This is a genomic window from Paraburkholderia sartisoli, assembly GCF_900107685.1.
GTDB lineage: Bacteria > Pseudomonadota > Gammaproteobacteria > Burkholderiales > Burkholderiaceae > Paraburkholderia > Paraburkholderia sartisoli.
Map to the genome: position 1 here is coordinate 833622 of NZ_FNRQ01000002.1, position 18720 is coordinate 852341.

An 18720-nucleotide genomic window follows, 5' to 3' on the forward strand; every position below is an offset into this window, starting at 1 on the left:
CCTGTTTGGAATCCGGCGGAAGTATAACGTTGGTTTGAGTCGATCCCGACGCCGCCTGGCGTCTTGTGATGCGCGCCGCACGGCGCTGTGGACGGATTGCAACATTGCGCCGGCGACGCGCCGGGGTCGAGCTGGCCGGATGGCTAACGCAGCGCCCGCTGGCCGGCCTCCGCGGGCATTGGGCGCTACAATCGCACGATGAACCCGCTGACCGAACCCCAGATTGCCGTCGACGTCTACCGCAAGCGCCGCGAGCGCGTGCTCGCCACGCTGCGCGCGAATGGCGGCGGCGTCGCCATCGTACCCACCGCGCCCGAGGCGCTGAGGAACCGTGACGCCGACTATCCGTACCGGCACGACAGCTATTTCTATTACCTGACAGGCTTCACGGAGCCCGAGGCGCTGCTCGTGCTGGACGCGAGCGCCGGGCCGGACGCGCCCGCTTCAATCCTCTTCTGCCGCGCGAAAAACGTCGAGCGCGAAACGTGGGAAGGCTTTCGCTTCGGGCCCGAAGGCGCGCGCGAGGCGTTTGGGTTCGATGCCGCTTTCGCCTTCGACGAAATCGACGCGCAACTGCCGCGCGTGATCGCGAACAAGCCCGCGCTGCACTACGCGCTCGGCGCTTCGGCTGCGCTCGACGGCCAGGTGCGCGGCTGGCTCGAAGCCGTCCGCGCGCAGGGCCGCAGCGGCGTGAGCGCGCCCGCGGCGGTTCACGACCTGCTGCCCGTGCTCGACGAAATGCGCCTCTTCAAGGACGCGCACGAACTCGCGATCATGCGTCGCGCCGGCCGGATTTCGGCCGGGGCGCACCGCCGGGCGATGGCCGCCTGCCGGCCTGGCGTGCGCGAGTACGAACTCGAGGCGGAGCTGCTCTACACGTTTCGCAAACACGGTGCGCAGGCGCCGGCGTATGGCTCGATCGTCGCGGCCGGCCCGAACGCGTGCGTGCTGCACTACCCCGCCGGCAACGCGATCGCGCAGGAAAACGACCTGATCCTGATCGATGCCGCGTGCGAACTCGACGGCTATGCGTCCGACATCACGCGCACGTTTCCCGCCAGCGGAAAATTCACGCCGGCGCAGCGCGAACTGTATGACATCGTACACGCCGCGCAGCAGGCGGCGATCGACGCCACGCGCCCGGGCGCGACGTTCGACGCGCCGCATCAGGCGGCCTTGCGCGTGCTGTCGCAAGGTCTGCTCGACACGGGCATTCTCGAGCGCGGGCTCTTTGCTGGCGTCGACGAAGTCATCGCGGAGCGCGCCTATGCGCCGTTCTACATGCACCGCACGGGTCACTGGCTCGGCATGGACGTACACGATTGCGGCGACTACCGGGAGCGCGGCGCACCGCCGGACGAAACCGGCGCGCTGCCGTGGCGCACCTTGCAGCCATCGATGACGCTGACGGTCGAACCGGGTCTCTACATCCGCGCGTCGGACAAGGTACCCGAGCGCTACTGGAACATCGGCATCCGCATCGAAGACGACGCGGTCGTCACCGAAACGGGCTGCGAGCTGCTGACGCGCGACGTGCCGGTCAAGGCGGACGAGATCGAGGCGCTGATGCAGGCCGCGCAGGTCGGCGCGGTATAGGACAGGAACGCAGGAATGAATGAAGTAGCCCAACCGGCAACGGAATCGCCGTTCGATTTCGACATCGCCATCGTGGGCGCGGGCCCGGTCGGCCTCGCGCTTGCGGGCTGGCTCTCGCGGCGCAGCGCGACGCGCGCGCTTTCCGTCGCTTTGATCGACGCGCGCGCCCCCGCCGATGCCGTGTCCGACCCGCGCGCGATCGCGGTGTCGCATGGCAGCCGGATGATCCTCGAGCCGCTGCGCTGGCCCGGCGACGCCACTGCGATCCAGCGGATTCACGTGTCGCAGCGCGGCCACTTCGGCCGCACGGTCATCGATCACGCCGAGCACGACCTGCCCGCGCTCGGCTATGTGCTGCGCTATGGCTCGATCGTGCATGCGCTCGATGAAACGGTGCGCGAGACGCCGGTACACTGGTTGCGCTCCACGTCGGCGCTGCCGTCCACGCAGGAGCACGATGGCGTCACGTTGCCGCTGGAAAGCGCGCACGTGAAACGCACGGTGCGCACGCGGATTCTCGTCAACGCGGAAGGCGGCCTCTATCACGAGCAGAAGAGCGGTAACGGCGCCTCGCGCGACTACGGGCAGACCGCGCTGGTCGGCACGGTCACGGTGTCGGCGCCGCAGCCGCACGTCGCGTGGGAACGCTTCACCCCGGGCGGCCCGATTGCGCTGCTGCCGATGGGCGGCGTGCGCGGCGCGGATTACGCGCTCGTCTGGTGCAGTTCGCCGGATGAAGCCGCCCGCCTCGCGCAACTCGACGACGCCGCATTCCTGCAGGCGCTCGGCGCGGCGTTTGGCGACCGCATGGGCGCCTTCACGCAGATCAAGGGCCGCGCGTCGTTCCCGCTCGGCCTGAATGCCGTCGACACGCTCGTCAAGGGCCGCGTCGTCGCGATCGGCAACGCCGCGCAGACATTGCATCCGGTCGCGGGACAAGGGCTGAACCTGGGCTTGCGCGACGCGCACGCGCTCGTCGACGCGCTCGCGCAGCACGGCGCCACGCCGCTCGCGCTGGCCGCCTTCGCGGCGCGCCGCTCGCTCGACCGCCGCCTGACGATCGGCGCCACCGACACCCTTGCGCGCCTCTTCACCGTCGACTTCCCGCCGCTCGCCACGCTGCGCGGGCTCGCGCTGACCGCGCTCGAATTCCTGCCGCCGGTCAAGACCGCGCTCGCGCGGCAAATGATGTTCGGCCAGCGCCGCTGAGCGCCGGCGCGGCCCGCGCGCCCGGTGGGCTGCCGGCGCGCCGGTCCGTAGCGAAGGCGCTTGCATGGAAGATTTAATGGCTTACGTCCCTGGCAAGTCGTCTGTCAGGAACCCGTTAACGGTAAAATGGCTGTTTTCCTACGTACCTCGCCATCGCGCGGATCGGCCACGATCGCGCGAGAACGCTTCCGTCATGCCCATTCTCGGTTCGCACAATCTGCGCAACAACCTGTTCGTCGCCCCGATGGCCGGCGTGACGGACCGGCCGTTCCGCCAGCTGTGCAAGCGGCTGGGCGCGGGCTATGCCGTCTCGGAGATGGTGGCGTCGAACGCGCAGTTGTGGAAAAGCGAGAAAACCATGCGCCGCGCGAACCACGCGGGCGAAGTCGAACCGATCGCCGTGCAGATCGCCGGCGCCGATCCGGAGATGATGGCCGAAGCGGCGCGCTACAACGTCGCGAACGGCGCGCAGATCATCGACATCAACATGGGCTGTCCGGCCAAGAAGGTGTGCAACGTCGCCGCGGGCTCCGCGCTGCTGCAGAACGAACCGCTGGTTCAGCAGATCGTCGAGGCCGTCGTGGGCGCGGTGGGCACCGGCCCCGATGCGGTGCCCGTCACGCTGAAAATCCGCACGGGCTGGAACCGCGACAACCGGAATGCGCTCAACATCGCGCGGCTCGCCGAAAACGCGGGCATCTCGATGCTGACGGTACACGGCCGCACGCGTGCCGACCTGTATCACGGCGACGCCGAATACGAAACCATCGCCGCCGTGAAGGGCGCGGTGCGCATTCCAGTGGTCGCGAACGGCGACATCGCCACGCCGCAGAAGGCCCGCGACGTGCTGGCCGCCACGGGCGCCGACGCCATCATGATCGGCCGCGCGGCGCAGGGTCGCCCGTGGCTCTTCCGCGAGATCGAACATTTCCTGCAGACGGGCGAACTGCTGCCGCCCCCGCGCATCGACGAGATCCAGCAGGTGATGAACGAACACCTGGAAGATCACTACGCGTTCTATGGCGAATTCACCGGCGTGCGCACTGCACGCAAGCATATCGGCTGGTACACTCGCGGCCTTTCTGGCGCCAACGTGTTCCGGCACCGCATGAATACGCTGGACACCACGCGCGAACAACTGCTCGCCGTCAACGAATTTTTCGACGCCCAAAAGGCGGTTTCCGACCGCCTCATCTACGTCGAGGACACGGTCGGCGAGCTGGACAATAACGACCGACTGGCAGCATGAGCAGACACAACATCGAACGATGCGTCCGCGACAGCCTGGACATGTACTTCCAGGATCTCGACGGCTCGAACCCGCACGATATTTACGACATGGTCGTGTCGTGCGTAGAAAAACCGATGCTCGAGGTGGTGCTCGAGCAGGCGGGCGGCAACCAGTCGCTGGCCGCCGAGTATCTCGGCATCAACCGCAATACGCTGCGCAAGAAGCTGCAACAGCACGGTTTGCTGTAGCGGATCCGTCGTCACTTCACGCGCCCCGTCACGTCTCTCCCCGGCTTTCTCATCATGATCAAGCAAGCGCTCATCTCCGTTTCCGACAAGACCGGCATCGTCGATTTCGCCCAATCGCTGTCGGACCTCGGCGTCAGGATCCTGTCGACCGGCGGCACCGCGAAACTGCTCGCGGACGCGGGTCTCGCGGTGACCGAAGTCGCCGATTACACCGGCTTTCCGGAAATGCTCGACGGCCGCGTGAAAACGCTGCACCCGAAGGTTCACGGCGGCATTCTCGCGCGCCGCGACCTGCCGGAACACATGGCCGCGCTTGAGAAACACGACATCCCGACGATCGACCTGCTCGTCGTGAACCTGTACCCGTTCGTGCAGACCGTGTCGAAGGCCGAGTGCTCGCTGGAAGACGCAATCGAGAACATCGACATCGGCGGCCCGACGATGCTGCGCTCGGCCGCGAAGAACCATCGCGATGTGACGGTCGTGGTCGATCCGGCGGATTACGCGGTGGTGCTCGACGAAATGCGCGCAAACGCCAATTCGGTCGGCTACAAGACGAACTTCCGTCTCGCCACCAAGGTGTTCGCGCACACGGCGCAGTACGACGGCGCGATCACGAACTACCTGACGAGCCTCACCGAAGAACTGCAACACTCGTCGCGCAACACGTATCCGGCGACGTTCAACCTGGCGTTCGACAAGGTGCAGGATCTGCGTTACGGCGAAAACCCGCACCAGAGCGCGGCGTTCTACCGCGACCTGGTGGTGCCGGCGGGCGCGCTTGCGAACTACAACCAGCTGCAGGGCAAGGAACTGTCCTACAACAACATCGCGGACAGCGACGCGGCGTGGGAATGCGTGAAGACGTTCGACGTGCCGGCGTGCGTGATCATCAAGCACGCGAACCCGTGTGGCGTGGCGATCGGCGCGGACGCGAACGAAGCGTACGCGAAGGCGTTCCAGACCGATCCGACTTCCGCGTTCGGCGGCATCATCGCGTTTAACCGCGAAGTCGACGAAGCGGCGGCGCTGGCCGTCGCGAAGCAGTTCGTCGAAGTGCTGATCGCGCCGTCGTTCAGCGCGGCCGCACGCCAGGTGTTCACGGCGAAGCAGAACGTGCGTCTGCTCGAAATCGCGCCCGGCGACGGTCACAACACATTCGACCTGAAGCGTGTGGGCGGCGGTCTGCTGGTGCAATCGCTCGATTCGCGCAACGTGCAGCCGCGCGAACTGCGCGTCGCCACGAAACGCCACCCGACGCCGAAGGAAATGGACGACCTGCTCTTCGCATGGCGCGTCGCGAAATACGTGAAGTCGAACGCGATCGTGTTCTGCGGCAACGGCATGACGCTTGGCGTCGGCGCGGGCCAGATGAGCCGCGTGGATTCGGCGCGCATCGCGAGCATCAAGGCGCAGAACGCCGGATTGACGCTGACCGGCTCGGCCGTGGCGTCCGATGCGTTCTTCCCGTTCCGCGACGGCCTCGACGTGGTCGTCGCCGCGGGCGCGACGTGCGTGATCCAGCCGGGCGGCTCGATGCGCGACGACGAAGTGGTCGCCGCCGCCGACGAACACAACATCGCGATGGTGCTGACGGGCGTGCGTCACTTCCGCCATTGATTCAGGCTGGCTTGCCGGAATCGCCGGATACGGCGAACAGCCCCGGCTTGATGGCTTGACCCGGAACGGCCCGACAGGTTTTCCTGTCGGGCCGTTTTCCTTGGGCCATACACGACGCAGCCTGCGCTTCCACATCTCCGCTCTCGCGGCATTTATTGCCACGCCGCCCACCCCACCGCCCGCATTGCCGCCTGTTCGTTGTAGTATCGCAAGCACTTGTTCCACATCGCACCTCATGAGAATTCTCGGCATCGACCCTGGTTTGCGCGTCACCGGCTTTGGCGTGATCGACCAGACTGGCCATCAACTGACCTACGTCGCGAGCGGCGTCATCAAGACGGCCGATGCCGATCTGCCATCGCGCCTCGGCACGATCTTCGACGGTATCTCGACGCTGATCCGTCAGCACGCGCCCGATCAGTCGGCGATCGAAAAGGTGTTCGTCAACGTCAACCCGCAATCCACGCTGCTGCTGGGCCAGGCGCGCGGCGCCGCGATCTGCGGGCTGGTGGCGGGCGGCGTACCGGTCGCCGAGTACACCGCGCTGCAACTGAAGCAGGCAGTGGTCGGCTACGGACGCGCCACCAAGGAGCAGATGCAGCAGATGGTCGCGCGCCTGCTAAGCCTTTCCGGCGTGCCAGGCACCGACGCCGCCGATGCGCTCGGCATGGCGATCTGCCACGCGCACGGCGGCAGCACGCTGAGCACGCTCGGTGGCCTCGCGCCTTCGCTGGCGAAGAAAGGGTTGCGCGTGCGGCGTGGGCGGCTCGTCGGCTGAAACGAAGCCACCGCGCCGTGCGTTGCGCGGACACAGCAGGCACGCCGCGATCAACCCGCATTCACGCCGCTTCACCCGGGCCCTCACCGTAGCCGCCCTGCCGCAAGACGCGCTGCGCTACACTCGCGCTTTACTTCACCATCGAACTCACCATGATCGGTCGCATTGCCGGCGTCCTGCTGGAAAAGAATCCGCCGCATCTGCTCGTCGACTGCAACGGCGTCGGCTACGAAGTCGACGTGCCGATGAGCACGTTCTATAACCTGCCGGCAACCGGCGAGCGCGTGGTTCTTCTCACGCAGATGATCGTGCGGGAAGACGCGCAGCTGCTGTACGGCTTCGGCACCGCCCAGGAACGCACGACGTTCCGCGAGCTGCTGAAGATCAGCGGTATCGGCGCACGGATGGCGCTCGCCGTGCTCTCCGGCATGAGCGTTCATGAACTCGGCCAGGCCGTCACGTTGCAGGACGCCGCGCGCCTCACACGCGTTCCTGGCATCGGCAAGAAAACGGCCGAACGCCTGCTGCTGGAACTGAAGGGCAAGCTCGGCGCCGATCTGGGCGCGATGGCGAGCGCGGCCTCCGCATCCGGTCACGCCGGCGATATCCTGAACGCACTGCTCGCATTGGGTTACTCCGAAAAAGAAGGGTTGGCGGCCATCAAGAACGTACCGGCCGGCACCGGCGTTTCCGACGGCATCAAGCTCGCGCTGAAAGCATTGTCGAAGGGCTGACAGCACGCCCAGGGTCCGCTTCAACGCGACGACGGTTAAAGCTTCGCACGCCGCCTCGCGCTTTGCACCCTGGCCGTTCGGCCAGCTTTCGCGGCGGGCATCGCGCGGTACAATGTCTGCATGATCGAAACCGACAAACTCGCCGCCGAACGCATCATCGCCGCCACGCCCACGTCGCCGAACGAAGAAGCGTTCGAACGCGCGTTGCGCCCGCGCCAGCTCGACGAATACGTCGGACAGGAAAAGGTACGCGGCCAGCTCGAGATCTTTATCGAAGCGGCAAGGCGCCGCTCCGAATCGCTCGACCACGTGCTGCTGTTCGGGCCGCCGGGTCTCGGCAAGACCACGCTCGCGCACATCATCGCGCGTGAAATGGGGGTCAATCTTCGGCAGACATCCGGGCCCGTGCTCGAGCGCGCGGGCGACCTCGCGGCGCTGCTGACCAATCTCGAAGCAAACGACGTGCTTTTCATCGACGAAATCCACCGGCTCTCGCCGGTCGTCGAGGAAATCCTGTATCCGGCGCTGGAGGATTACCAGATCGACATCATGATCGGCGAAGGTCCGGCCGCGCGCAGCGTGAAGCTCGATCTCCAGCCGTTCACGCTGGTCGGCGCCACGACGCGCGCCGGCATGCTGACGAATCCGTTGCGCGACCGTTTCGGTATCGTCGCGCGGCTGGAGTTCTACAACGCCGAGGAGCTTGCGCGCATCGTCAGCCGGTCGGCATCGTTGCTGGGCGCGCAGATTCATCCGGATGGCGCGTTTGAAATCGCAAAGCGCGCACGCGGCACGCCGCGGATCGCGAACCGCCTGCTGCGGCGCGTGCGCGATTTCGCGGAAGTGAAAGCGGACGGCAACATCACCGCGAAAGTCGCCGACGCGGCGCTCGAGATGCTCGATGTCGATCCGGTCGGCTTCGACCTGATGGACCGCAAGTTGCTCGAAGCGATCCTGCACAAGTTCGACGGCGGCCCGGTGGGCGTCGACAACCTGGCAGCCGCGATCGGCGAAGAGCGCGATACGATCGAAGACGTGCTCGAACCGTACCTGATCCAGCAGGGCTTCCTGCAACGCACGCCGCGCGGCCGCGTGGCGACGTTGCTGACGTATCGGCACTTCGGCCTGTCCGCGCCGGAGTCATCGAGCCCGGTGCGCGACCTTTGGGATTCGGGCGCGCCCTGATCCTCGGGGCGCGCGAACGATGTCCCGGGCAGGAGTATTCCGCCGATGTCAGATCAAGCCAGCCAGCCGAACGATCGCGCGAGTTTCGCCGCGCTGGTGGCAAAACGTGTCCGCACGAGGCTCGCGGCCGGCGTCACCCATCTGACAAGCGGCAGCGGCCCGTCGCTCGACTATTCGTCGCCGCCCGGCGATCCGGGGCTGTTTGGTCCCGATGCCGTCTGCTGGAAAGTCCACGCCGACTTCACGTCGATGATGGCGGGCGGCGTTAGCGCGTTGTTGTTGCAGGCGCTGCACCCGCTGGCGCTGGCCGGCGTATGGGATCACTCGTCGTTTCGCACCGACATTCTCGGCCGCCTGCGCCGCACCGCGACGTTTATCGCCGGCACGACTTACGGCAATCAACGTGATGCGCTCACCCTGATCGAGCGTGTGAAGCGGATCCATCTCGGCGTGACCGGCACGGCGCCAGATGGCCGCCCGTATCGCGCAAGTGATCCTGCACTGCTGACGTGGGTGCATGTCGCGGAAGTATCGAGCTTCCTCACCGCTCACCTGCACTACGTGAACCCGGCCCTGCCGGGCGAGGCGCAGGATCAGTACCTTGCCGAGACGGCGCGCATCGCCGAAATGCTCGGCGCCACGGGGGTTCCCCGTTCGCGAGCTGAAATCGACGCGTACCTGATCGCGATGCAGCCCGAACTGGAGGCCAGTTCGCGTACGCGTGAAGTCGTGAGAATCCTGATGAACGCGCGGCCGCCAGGCGCGATGATGCGGCCGGCAGGCGCCCTGATACTCAACGCAGGCGTCGACCTGCTGCCGCCATGGGCGAAGGCGATGCTCGGGTTCGACACGTTCGCCGGCGTGCGACGCGCGCTGGTGCGACCGGGCGTGAAACTCGTCGCGCCGGTGATGCGCTGGGCACTGGTGAATGGCGTATCGAAGCGCGCACGCCGGCGTGTGGCGACGCCGCGCGGATGAGCCTGATCAGACGTGAGGCTTTACGCGTCGACAGGTGGCGAGCACAACCTGACGCGCGCTACAGCACCTTTCGGAAACCGTCGTCATCGCTAGTTCCACCGAGATGTTCGACATCGGCCCACGATACGACCGCCGCCACCCCGCCGTCGAAGTTCACGACGTTCACGCTCGTGTTGAGCAGCGCATAGTTACGCGGTGCATCGAGCGGCAGGCTGTTCGCGAACCGGTACACGCAATCGAGCACGCCGCCGTGCGCCACGCACGCGATCCGGCCATCCGGGTGCGCCGCGACAAGCGGTTCGATCGCGTGGACGACGCGGTGATAAAACATGCGCATCGATTCGCCTGCCGGCGGCGTGAAGCCAGGATCGCGGGTTTGCCAATGCGCGTATTCGTCCGGAAAACGCACGGCGATCTCGTCGCTGTCGTGTCCCTGAAACGCGCCAAACGAACGCTCGCGCAAACCGTCGCGCAGCTCGATCCGCATGCCGAGCGCATCGGCGATGGGTTGCGCGGTTTGTTGCGCACGCATCAGGTCGCTCGAATAGATCGCGTCCAGCCGCGCGCCCTGCTCCGCCTCGCGTGCAAGCCGTTTCGCCAGCTTGCGGGCCTGTTCGATACCATGCGTTGCCAGTGGAATGTCGGTGTGCCCCTGGATGCGCTTGATGCGGTTCCAGTCGGTCTCGCCGTGGCGGATGAAGAGAATCTGCGTGGTCATCGGATACACGCCCTGGTCGGATGCAGAAGCGTCATTGTCGCAAAAAACGGCAATGCGAGACGCCGCGCTGGGTCTTCAGGGACGTGTCTGAAGCCAGAACGTGACCGGGCCGTCGTTGACGAGCGACACCTGCATGTCGGCGCCGAACTCGCCGGTCTCGACAACCGGATGCTTCGCACGCGCGGCGGCGACGAAATAGTCGAAGAGACGGCGGCCCTCGTCGGGCGGCGCGGCGGGCGTGAAGCTCGGGCGCAGGCCACTGTTGGTATCGGCGGCGAGCGTGAACTGCGACACGAGCAGCAGGCCGCCCGCACCGCCCGCTCCGTCGATGTTCTGCACGGACAGGTTCATCTTGCCCGCGGCGTCGCTGAACACACGGTAGCCGAGCAGCTTCGCGAGCAGTTTGTCGGCGACGGCATCGGTATCGCCGCGCTCCGCACAGACGAGCGCCAGCAGGCCCGCCCCGATCTCGCCCGTCACGCGATCGCCAACGCACACGCTGGCGCGCCGCACGCGTTGAATCAGCGCGATCACGCCGGATTCCCTGATACGGCGACCCACGCGAATCCAGCCATGACGTGCAGACGCTTGAAGATCATCAGGCCGTCAACGTCACGCGTGCAAAGCGGCGCTTGCCGACCTGCACGACGAACTCGCCCGCTTCGACCTTGAGGCCCTTGTCGGACACCGTCGCGCCGTCGATCTTCACGCCGCTCTGCTCGATGTTGCGCAGCGCCTCGCTCGTCGAGGACACGAGCCCCGCCTGCTTCAGCAGCTGTCCGATCGCGAGCGGCGCGCCGGCGAGCGTGACCGCGGGAATATCGTCGGGCACACCCCCCTTCGCGCGATGATTGAAGTCTTCGAGCGCGCGCTCGGCATCGGCCGGCGAGTGAAAGCGGGCGACGATTTCCTGCGCGAGCATCACCTTGAAATCACGCGGGTTACGGCCGCCTTCGATCTCGCGCCTGAAGCCGGCGATTTCGTCCATCGGACGGAACGACAGCAGCTCGAAGTAACGCCACATCAGCACATCGGAGATGCTCATGAGCTTGCCGAACATATCGGCCGGCTTTTCGCTGATGCCGACGTAGTTGTGCTTCGACTTCGACATCTTCTCGACGCCGTCGAGGCCTTCGAGCAGCGGCATCGTCAGGATGCACTGCTGTTCCTGGCCGTACTGCTTCTGCAGTTCGCGACCGACGAGCAGGTTGAACTTCTGGTCCGTGCCGCCCAGTTCGAGGTCGGCGTTCAGCGCGACCGAGTCGTAACCCTGCATCAGCGGATACAGGAGTTCGTGGATCGAGATCGGCACGCCGCCCTGGAAGCGCTTCGTGAAGTCCTCGCGTTCCAGAATGCGCGCGACCGTGTAGCGCGACGCGAGCTTGATCATGCCGTCGGCGCCGAGCGGCATCGACCATTCGCTGTTGTAGCGGATTTCAGTTTTCTCGCGGTCGAGCACGAGCGCGGCCTGATCGAAATACGTCTTCGCGTTCGACTCGATCTGTTCGCGCGTGAGCGGCGGACGCGTTGCGTTGCGACCCGACGGATCGCCAATCAGCGACGTGAAATCGCCGATCAGGAAAATGACCGTGTGCCCCAGATCCTGCAGCTGGCGCATCTTGTTCAGCACGACGGTGTGGCCGATGTGAATGTCGGGCGCGGTCGGATCGAGGCCCAGCTTGATGCGCAGCGGCGTGCCCGTGGCCGCGCTCTTCGCGAGCTTTTGCGCGAACTCGTCTTCGATCAGCAGTTCGTCGACGCCGCGTCTGGCGACGGCGAGCGCGTGACGAACCTCGTCGGTGATCGGGAAAGCGGGGGTGGGCGTTGAAGTGGACTCGGAGCTCATGCTGGAACGTGACGTCGAAAAGGGAGATTGTCCCATAGTTGGCGCGGGCGGCCGGCGCCGGGACGGACACCGGATTTTACGTGATTCGCCCCGCGAGGCCGAGCTTTCGCGGGCGCGCGCCTTTCCTCGCGGCCCGTTGCGCTGTTAATCTGTTAAAACAGTTCGCAATAAACGGCACAAGGAGCAAAACGTGGCGCGAGACACGGCAGATGGCGTGTATATCGGATTGATGTCCGGCACGAGCATGGACGGCGTTGATGGCGTCGCAGTCGAATTCACCCAGGGCAAGCCGCCGGTGGTCAAGGCCGAAGCGTTCGTCGGCTTTTCGGAAGGCTTGCGTGACGCGCTGTTCGCGCTGCAACAGCCCGGCGAGAATGAAATCGAACGTGAAGCGCTGGCCGCGAACGCGCTCGCCGCGCGCTACATGGTGTGCTGCCACGAGCTGATGCGCAGCGGCAACCTGTCGGTCAGCCATATCCGCGCGATCGGCGTGCATGGTCAAACCGTGCGGCATCGTCCGGAAAAAGGCTACACACGCCAGATCAACAATCCGTCGCTGCTCGCCGAGATGACCCACGTCGACGTGGTCGCCGATTTCCGTTCGCGCGACGTCGCCGCCGGCGGTCAGGGCGCACCGCTCGTGCCGGCGTTTCACGCGACGGTGTTCGGCAGGAAGGGCGAGACGCGCGTCGTCTGCAACCTGGGCGGTATCAGCAACATCACGATTCTTGGCGCGGCCGGCGGCGTACGCGGCTTCGATTGCGGGCCCGCCAACGCGTTGCTCGACGAATGGGCGCATCGCCATCTCGGCAGACCGTTCGACGAAGGCGGCGCGTTCGCGGCCAGCGGACAGGTGCATCGCCCGCTGCTCAACGCGTTACTCAACGAGCCGTTCTTCGAACAGCAACCGCCGAAGAGCACCGGGCGCGACCTGTTCAATGCCGCGTGGATGGACGCGAAGCTCGCGCCCTTCGCCGCGGTCAGCCCGGCCGACGTGCAGGCGACGCTCACGGCGCTCACCGCGATCACGATTGCGCGCGAAATCGAGCGCCACGCGTCCGATAGCCGGGCGGTCTATGTGTGCGGCGGTGGAGCGCGCAATCCTGAGCTACTCAAAGCGCTGAAGGCGGCGCTCGAGGAAAGCGGCGTGAGCGGCGTGCCGGTGATGACCACCGAAGCGCTCGGCGTGCCGCCTAACCAGGTGGAGCCACTGGCGTTCGCGTGGCTCGCGATGCGCTGTCTCGCGCGCGAATCGGGCAACCTGCCGGCCGTCACGGGTGCCGCCGGCGAGCGGGTGCTGGGAGCGATCTATTCGCGTTGAGCGGCGGGTGCGCTGCCTTCGATTGAAACACCGGAGGCAATAAAAAACGGGGCTTTTCAGCCCCGTTCTGGTCCATCCCTCTCCGGCGTAGCGCCGGTCGGCTATCCCGGTTGATCAGACCGAGAACGACGAGCCGCAGCCGCAGCTTGTCGACGCGTTCGGATTCTTGATCACGAACTGCGCGCCGTTGATGTCATCCTTGTAATCGATCTCGGCGCCGACCAGGTACTGGTAGCTCATCGAATCGATCAGCAGCTGGACGCCGCTCTTGTTCATCACGGTATCGTCTTCGTTGATGGCTTCGTCGAACGTGAAGCCATACTGAAAGCCCGAGCAGCCGCCGCCCTGCACGAACACGCGCAGCTTCAGTTCCGGATTGCCTTCTTCGTCGATCAGCTGCTTGACCTTGTCAGCCGCTGCGTCGGTGAAAACGAAGGGGCTTGGCATCTCGGTCACGGGGGTGTCGGTGACTGCGTTCATTCGAACTCTCCAAATAAGCTTCTAGCCGCTATTGTAGGGCTGATCTCAATATCGTGCTGAAGCCCTGTGAAATCAAGGGCTTCGTGTAGGGGTATTTGGCGCACCGGCTTCAGGCAAAGCGAATACCGGGACACCCGCATACGCACGCCAACCCATGAAAAAAGCCGCCGACGCATACGCGAAAGCGGCTTTTTTGCAGCAGATTCGCCCGAAGACGAATCTGACCCAAAGCGATTAACGCTTCGAGAATTGCTTCCTGCGGCGTGCCTTGTGGAAGCCGACCTTCTTACGTTCGACTTCACGGGCATCACGCGTCACGAAACCAGCGCTCGACAGAGCCGGCTTCAGCGTTGCGTCGTAGTCCATCAGCGCGCGGGTGATGCCGTGGCGAACCGCACCGGCCTGACCCGTTTCACCGCCGCCCGACACGTTGACCTTGATGTCGAACGTGGTGGCGTGGCTCGTCAGTTCCAGCGGCTGGCGCACGATCATCAGCGACGTTTCGCGCGAGAAGTAATCGGCGATGGGCTTGCCGTTCACAATGATGTCGCCCTTGCCTGCCTTGATGAAGACACGTGCAACGGCGCTCTTGCGGCGGCCCGTACCGTAATTCCAGTTACCGATCATGTGGGCTCCCCTTAGATCTCGAGCGCTTTCGGCTGTTGTGCCGAATGCGGATGCGTTGCGTCTGCGTAGACCTTCAGCTTCTTGATCATCGCGTAGCCGAGCGGGCCCTTCGGCAGCATGCCCTTGACCGCTTTCTCGAGCGCGCGGCCCGGGAAGCGTTCCTGCATCTTGCCGAACGTCGTTTCATAGATACCGCCCGGGTAGCCCGAGTGGCGGTAGTACTTCTTGTCAGTAGCCTTGTTGCCCGTGACCTTCAGCTTGCCGGCGTTGATAACGATGATGAAATCACCGGTGTCGACGTGCGGAGTGAATTCAGGCTTGTGCTTGCCGCGAAGACGGTGTGCCACTTCGCTGGCGACACGCCCGAGAACCTTATCCGTCGCGTCAATCACGTACCATTCACGCGTAACCTCATGGGCTTTTGCGGAAAACGTCTTCATGATCGATCCAAAAAAATTGCTGCGCCCAATGTATTTTTTCCTGCTTGTAGTGTGCGCATCGAGGCGCGTGCAGGCTCTCCCTGGTTCTTCCTCCGCGGGCGCGGATGCGGAAAAGCCCTGAATTATAAAGGAAATTGCCACGCGACGTCAAAGATTGCGGCAAAAGGCACAGGAGACGGGCCCGGAATCCGCAAAACAGGCAAAAGGCAGGCGAAAAAAAGCCCGAACGGTTGGTTCGGGCTTAATCCACCAAAGGAGGAGGTGGAGGAGACAGCGGAGATTGTCGAACTGCGACAACCAATGGAATCGGTTATATGAGCCGACCTTGTGCAACGCAAGAATATTTGCATGGTGAAATACGATTTCATGATGTAAAACTATAACGCCACCCATTTGCATGGGCAAAAACCCTTATCAATCAACGCACGCGGGCGCTCCGGCGCTGTCGGCAGGTTGCGACGGCTAGAGTAAAACCTCTAACATCATCAGAACAATCCCGAGGCCGGCAATGCATGGCGCATCGCACCATGCAAGGCGTTCGCGACCGGACCAGAGCGCCCGGACAGGCCCGGACATCCCTTGAACCGACGGGCTACAATGCCCATCTTGAATTCAAGCGGAACGCGCTGGAGCACGGGAATGGAATGCAAAGTGAGCTGGATGGGGCAGGACGGGATGGCTTTCGCGGCCGAAACGGGTAGCGGCCATCTGGTCATGATGGACGGCGCGCCGGAAGGCGGCGGCCGTAATCTGGCGCCGCGTCCGATGGAAATGGTGCTGCTCGGCACGGGCGGCTGCACGGCGTACGACGTCGTGATGATCCTGAAAAAGAGTCGCCAGGAAATCGCCGGGTGTTCGGTCACGCTGAAGGCCGAGCGCGCGAGCGAAGACCCGAAGATCTTCACGAAGATCCACTTCCACTTCACCGTGACGGGCAAGAACCTGAATCCAGCGACCGTGGAACGCGCGATCAACCTGTCGCACGACAAATACTGCTCGGCGTCGATCATGCTCGCCAGATCGGCCGAATTGACGCACTCGTTCGATATCGTCGCGGGCTGATCCGGGCCCCACGACATCAGCCATGCGTGTTGCGCGCGCACCAAAGAAAAATGCCAGCGTCGATGACTCGACGCCGGCATTTTTTTGTTCGGGTGGCAAAGCAGGCCGATAAGCCGGATTCTGTGCACGCACTGCGCCCGAAGGTGCGATGCGCGTGGCAGCCATTCCTCTAGGCGCGCCATTGCTGACGCGCTCAAGCTTCCTACCCGCAGACGAGACGGGGGCCCCATCCTGCATCTCGAAGATGCGCGTCTGCCTACTTGGAATTGCTCCGGGTGGAGGTTACCGTGCCGGTCTGTGTCGCCACAGCCGCGGTGCGCTCTTACCGCACCGTTTCACCCTTACCTGATCCCGGCTTGCGCCGGGCCATCGGCGGTCTGTTCTCTGTTGCCCTGTTCCGCGTGTCACCACGGATGGCCGTTAGCCATCACCCTGCCCTGTGGAGTCCGGACTTTCCTCGCCCTCTCTGGTCGAAACCGCGGAGGCCGCGACTGCCTGGCCTGCTTTGCTGGCGCCGATTCTAACATCGCACGGCAAAGCCGCCGTTTATCGGGCCCGCCGGCCGGGTCGGAAAACTGCGGTGTCGTCGTAGAACGTCGGGCTTTCGTTCGCCGCCCACCAGCCTGGAATGCCCAGCACCGGAAGCGGCGCGAACACGCGCCCGTTCAGCTCGCCCGCCGCCGAGAGCGCCTCGCTCACCGCGCCGTCCAGCCACGCATCGCGCGCGCTCACGCTCCACGAGAAATAGTCGGGCGGCACGTCGACGATCCATGCATGCGCCGTGCATGCCTTATATGGTGCGACCAGCTTCTCGAGCAGCGCGTGACCAAAGCACCGCACCTCGCATCGCGTGCCCCACGCCGCGCGATCCGCGACGAACAGCGCGCGCCAGTCGAACGCGCGCAACGCCGCGCCGGGCGATGGATTGGTACACGCAAACAGCACGGCGTTTTCGTCGAACAGTGTCAGCGCGTCGCGCGTGGCGCCGCGGGTCGGGCCGACGCCGAACACGTCGATCGCCGCCGACTGCCGGGCGTTCAGCGTCGCCTTGATCCGCGGAAACTGGAACCAGACGAGCGCGTTGAAGAAGTCGTGAAGATTGTGGCGGGTCGGCACGCCGCCCGTCGACGCGATATGCGCTTCGTACGCCGAGCCGGCCGGAAGGTCGTCCTGCGCGATGAAGGCCAGCGGCTGGCCGCGGCCGGTCGTCTGGTGCGAGCGGCCCGCGTCCGCGTTCATCGCGGCGAGCAGCGCAGGCGCACCGGCCAGCGCCGCCCGCTGCCAGCGCTCGCCGCGCGCGACGAATTGCGCGAACCACGGCGTGCGCCAGTCGATCCGCGCGAACGGCGTTTCCATCTGCGAAAGACAATCCGGCAACGCCAGGTCAGACACAGGATTCACCGCCGATGCGTCGAACGCGGCATGCGCCGAAGCCGCCACAAGCGAATGCGTCGCGGCATCCTCCCGGGTTGCGTCGAGGCCGCCTGGCTCCGTGCTCACCGACCACGCCCCCGCATCGCCAGACCGACGCTCAGACGAGGCGCCAGCCGATTGCCTCGCCGCCGCGCAGCGGCACGACCGGCGTGTCGCCCGCGACGACTTCAGCCGGCAGCGTCCACTGTTCGCGCCGCAGCGTCACCGTCTCGGCGCTTCTCGGCAGCCGGTAGAAGTCCGCGCCGAAGAAACTCGCGAAGCCCTCGAACCGGTCGAGCGCACCCGCGTTATCGAACGCTTCCGCGTACAGTTCCAGCGCGTGCAGCGCCGTGTAGCAGCCCGCGCAGCCGCACGCATGCTCCTTCAGGCCCTTCGGATGCGGCGCGCTGTCCGTGCCGAGGAAGAAGCGCGGATTGCCCGAGGTCGCGGCCTCGACGAGCGCGACGCGATGCGTCTCGCGCTTCAGCACCGGCAGGCAGTAGTAATGCGGACGGATGCCGCCCTGGAAAATCGCGTTGCGGTTGTACAGCAGATGGTGGGCCGTGATCGTCGCGCCAAGCAGTTCGGGCGCGGCGCCCGCATCGCGGATGTAGTCGACGGCATCTTTCGTCGTGATGTGTTCGAACACCACTTTCAGCGCCGGAAACGCGCGGCGCAACGGCGTCATCACGCGATCGATAAACACCTTCTCGCGATCGAAGAGGTCGATCGACGCATCCGTCACCTCGCCATGCACCAGCAGCGGCATGCCCGTTTCCTGCATCGCCTCGAGCGTCTTCGCGCACTTCATGATGTCGGTGACGCCCGCGTCCGAGTTGGTGGTCGCGCCCGCCGGATACAGCTTCACGCCATGCACGAAGCCGCTTTCGCGCGCGCGGCGGATTTCGTCGGGCGGCGTGTTGTCGGTGAGATACAGCGTCATCAGCGGCTCGAACGTCACGCCCGCCGGAATCGCGGCCACGATCCGCCCGCGATACGCCGCGGCCTGCGCGGTGGTCGTCACCGGCGGCTTCAGGTTCGGCATGATGATCGCGCGGCCGAACTGGCGCGCGGTGTGCGGCAGCACGGCCGCGAGCATCGCGCCGTCGCGCACGTGAAGGTGCCAGTCGTCCGGGCGGGCGATCGTCAGGGAATCGTGGGAAACGTTGGAAGCTGTCATGGCGAAAGAAGTGACGAGCGCCGCAAAACGGTTAAACGGTTCAATCGACGTCGG

The 18720-nt window shown here is 65.2% G+C and carries 19 protein-coding genes and 1 other RNA gene; 11 read left to right on the top strand and 9 right to left on the bottom strand.

Going from position 1 to position 18720, the window contains the following annotated elements:
* Positions 1-198: 198 nt before the first annotated feature.
* From BLV45_RS10980 to BLV45_RS11020, 9 genes are all read left to right on the top strand, one after another.
* Entirely contained in the window at positions 199-1596 is a 1398-nt protein-coding gene (locus BLV45_RS10980) for an aminopeptidase P N-terminal domain-containing protein (RefSeq protein ID WP_090532645.1), read from the top strand.
* A 15-nt stretch (positions 1597-1611) separates the two neighbouring features.
* Positions 1612-2805, top strand: coding sequence for a UbiH/UbiF/VisC/COQ6 family ubiquinone biosynthesis hydroxylase (locus tag BLV45_RS10985; protein WP_090532646.1), 1194 nt, complete (start codon positions 1612-1614; stop codon positions 2803-2805).
* 193 nt (positions 2806-2998) lie between these two features.
* Positions 2999-4054 (top strand): tRNA dihydrouridine synthase DusB, encoded by a 1056-nt coding sequence (dusB, locus tag BLV45_RS10990; RefSeq protein WP_090532647.1) that lies wholly within the window; start codon positions 2999-3001, stop codon positions 4052-4054.
* Positions 4051-4284, top strand: a complete 234-nt coding sequence (locus tag BLV45_RS10995) for a Fis family transcriptional regulator (RefSeq protein WP_090532649.1) — start codon at positions 4051-4053, stop codon at positions 4282-4284. Before dusB ends, BLV45_RS10995 begins: the two co-directional genes overlap by 4 nt.
* Before the next feature lie 54 nt (positions 4285-4338).
* Positions 4339-5904 (top strand): bifunctional phosphoribosylaminoimidazolecarboxamide formyltransferase/IMP cyclohydrolase, encoded by a 1566-nt coding sequence (purH, locus tag BLV45_RS11000; RefSeq protein ID WP_090532651.1) that lies wholly within the window; start codon positions 4339-4341, stop codon positions 5902-5904.
* A gap of 235 nt (positions 5905-6139) precedes the next feature.
* The gene (ruvC, locus tag BLV45_RS11005) at positions 6140-6682 is read left to right on the top strand and encodes a crossover junction endodeoxyribonuclease RuvC (protein WP_090532653.1); all 543 of its coding nucleotides are present in this window, start codon (positions 6140-6142) and stop codon (positions 6680-6682) included.
* A gap of 152 nt (positions 6683-6834) precedes the next feature.
* The gene (gene ruvA / locus BLV45_RS11010) at positions 6835-7416 is read left to right on the top strand and encodes a Holliday junction branch migration protein RuvA (RefSeq protein WP_090532655.1); all 582 of its coding nucleotides are present in this window, start codon (positions 6835-6837) and stop codon (positions 7414-7416) included.
* Between the two features lie 120 nt (positions 7417-7536).
* Positions 7537-8601 (top strand): Holliday junction branch migration DNA helicase RuvB, encoded by a 1065-nt coding sequence (ruvB, locus tag BLV45_RS11015; protein ID WP_090532657.1) that lies wholly within the window; start codon positions 7537-7539, stop codon positions 8599-8601.
* Between the two features lie 45 nt (positions 8602-8646).
* Positions 8647-9579, top strand: a complete 933-nt coding sequence (locus BLV45_RS11020; protein WP_090532659.1) for an oxygenase MpaB family protein — start codon at positions 8647-8649, stop codon at positions 9577-9579.
* A 58-nt stretch (positions 9580-9637) separates the two neighbouring features.
* Here BLV45_RS11020 and BLV45_RS11025 read toward each other — a convergent pair whose 3' ends face one another.
* The 3 genes from BLV45_RS11025 to tyrS form a co-directional block, all read right to left on the bottom strand.
* Entirely contained in the window at positions 9638-10297 is a 660-nt protein-coding gene (locus BLV45_RS11025; protein ID WP_090532663.1) for a histidine phosphatase family protein, read from the bottom strand.
* Positions 10298-10372: 75 nt separating this feature from the next.
* Entirely contained in the window at positions 10373-10831 is a 459-nt protein-coding gene (dtd, locus tag BLV45_RS11030) for a D-aminoacyl-tRNA deacylase (RefSeq protein WP_090532664.1), read from the bottom strand.
* A 64-nt stretch (positions 10832-10895) separates the two neighbouring features.
* Positions 10896-12143 carry a tyrosine--tRNA ligase gene (tyrS, locus tag BLV45_RS11035; protein WP_090532666.1) on the bottom strand — a complete coding sequence of 416 codons (1248 nt, stop codon included), beginning with the start codon at positions 12141-12143 and terminating at the stop codon, positions 10896-10898.
* A 190-nt stretch (positions 12144-12333) separates the two neighbouring features.
* On the opposite strand from tyrS, the gene BLV45_RS11040 reads away from it, so the two are divergent.
* Entirely contained in the window at positions 12334-13464 is a 1131-nt protein-coding gene (locus tag BLV45_RS11040) for an anhydro-N-acetylmuramic acid kinase (RefSeq protein ID WP_090532668.1), read from the top strand.
* Between the two features lie 114 nt (positions 13465-13578).
* On the opposite strand, the gene erpA is transcribed toward BLV45_RS11040, so the two are convergent.
* From erpA to rplM, 3 genes are all read right to left on the bottom strand, one after another.
* Positions 13579-13944, bottom strand: coding sequence for an iron-sulfur cluster insertion protein ErpA (gene erpA / locus BLV45_RS11045; RefSeq protein ID WP_090532670.1), 366 nt, complete (start codon positions 13942-13944; stop codon positions 13579-13581).
* 234 nt (positions 13945-14178) lie between these two features.
* Positions 14179-14571 (bottom strand): 30S ribosomal protein S9, encoded by a 393-nt coding sequence (gene rpsI / locus BLV45_RS11050; RefSeq protein WP_090532672.1) that lies wholly within the window; start codon positions 14569-14571, stop codon positions 14179-14181.
* Between the two features lie 11 nt (positions 14572-14582).
* On the bottom strand, positions 14583-15011 hold the full coding sequence (rplM, locus tag BLV45_RS11055) for a 50S ribosomal protein L13 (RefSeq protein ID WP_042321008.1): 429 nt from the start codon (positions 15009-15011) through the stop codon (positions 14583-14585).
* Positions 15012-15650: 639 nt separating this feature from the next.
* Here rplM and BLV45_RS11060 point away from each other — a divergent pair.
* Positions 15651-16073, top strand: coding sequence for an OsmC family protein (locus BLV45_RS11060; RefSeq protein ID WP_090532674.1), 423 nt, complete (start codon positions 15651-15653; stop codon positions 16071-16073).
* A 93-nt stretch (positions 16074-16166) separates the two neighbouring features.
* On the opposite strand, the gene rnpB is transcribed toward BLV45_RS11060, so the two are convergent.
* From rnpB to pyrC, 3 genes are all read right to left on the bottom strand, one after another.
* Positions 16167-16580, bottom strand: an RNA gene (rnpB, locus tag BLV45_RS11065) — RNase P RNA component class A.
* Between the two features lie 39 nt (positions 16581-16619).
* Positions 16620-17429 (bottom strand): DUF3025 domain-containing protein, encoded by an 810-nt coding sequence (locus BLV45_RS11070; RefSeq protein WP_090532896.1) that lies wholly within the window; start codon positions 17427-17429, stop codon positions 16620-16622.
* A gap of 175 nt (positions 17430-17604) precedes the next feature.
* Positions 17605-18666, bottom strand: coding sequence for a dihydroorotase (gene pyrC, locus BLV45_RS11075; RefSeq protein ID WP_090532898.1), 1062 nt, complete (start codon positions 18664-18666; stop codon positions 17605-17607).
* Positions 18667-18720: the final 54 nt, after the last annotated feature.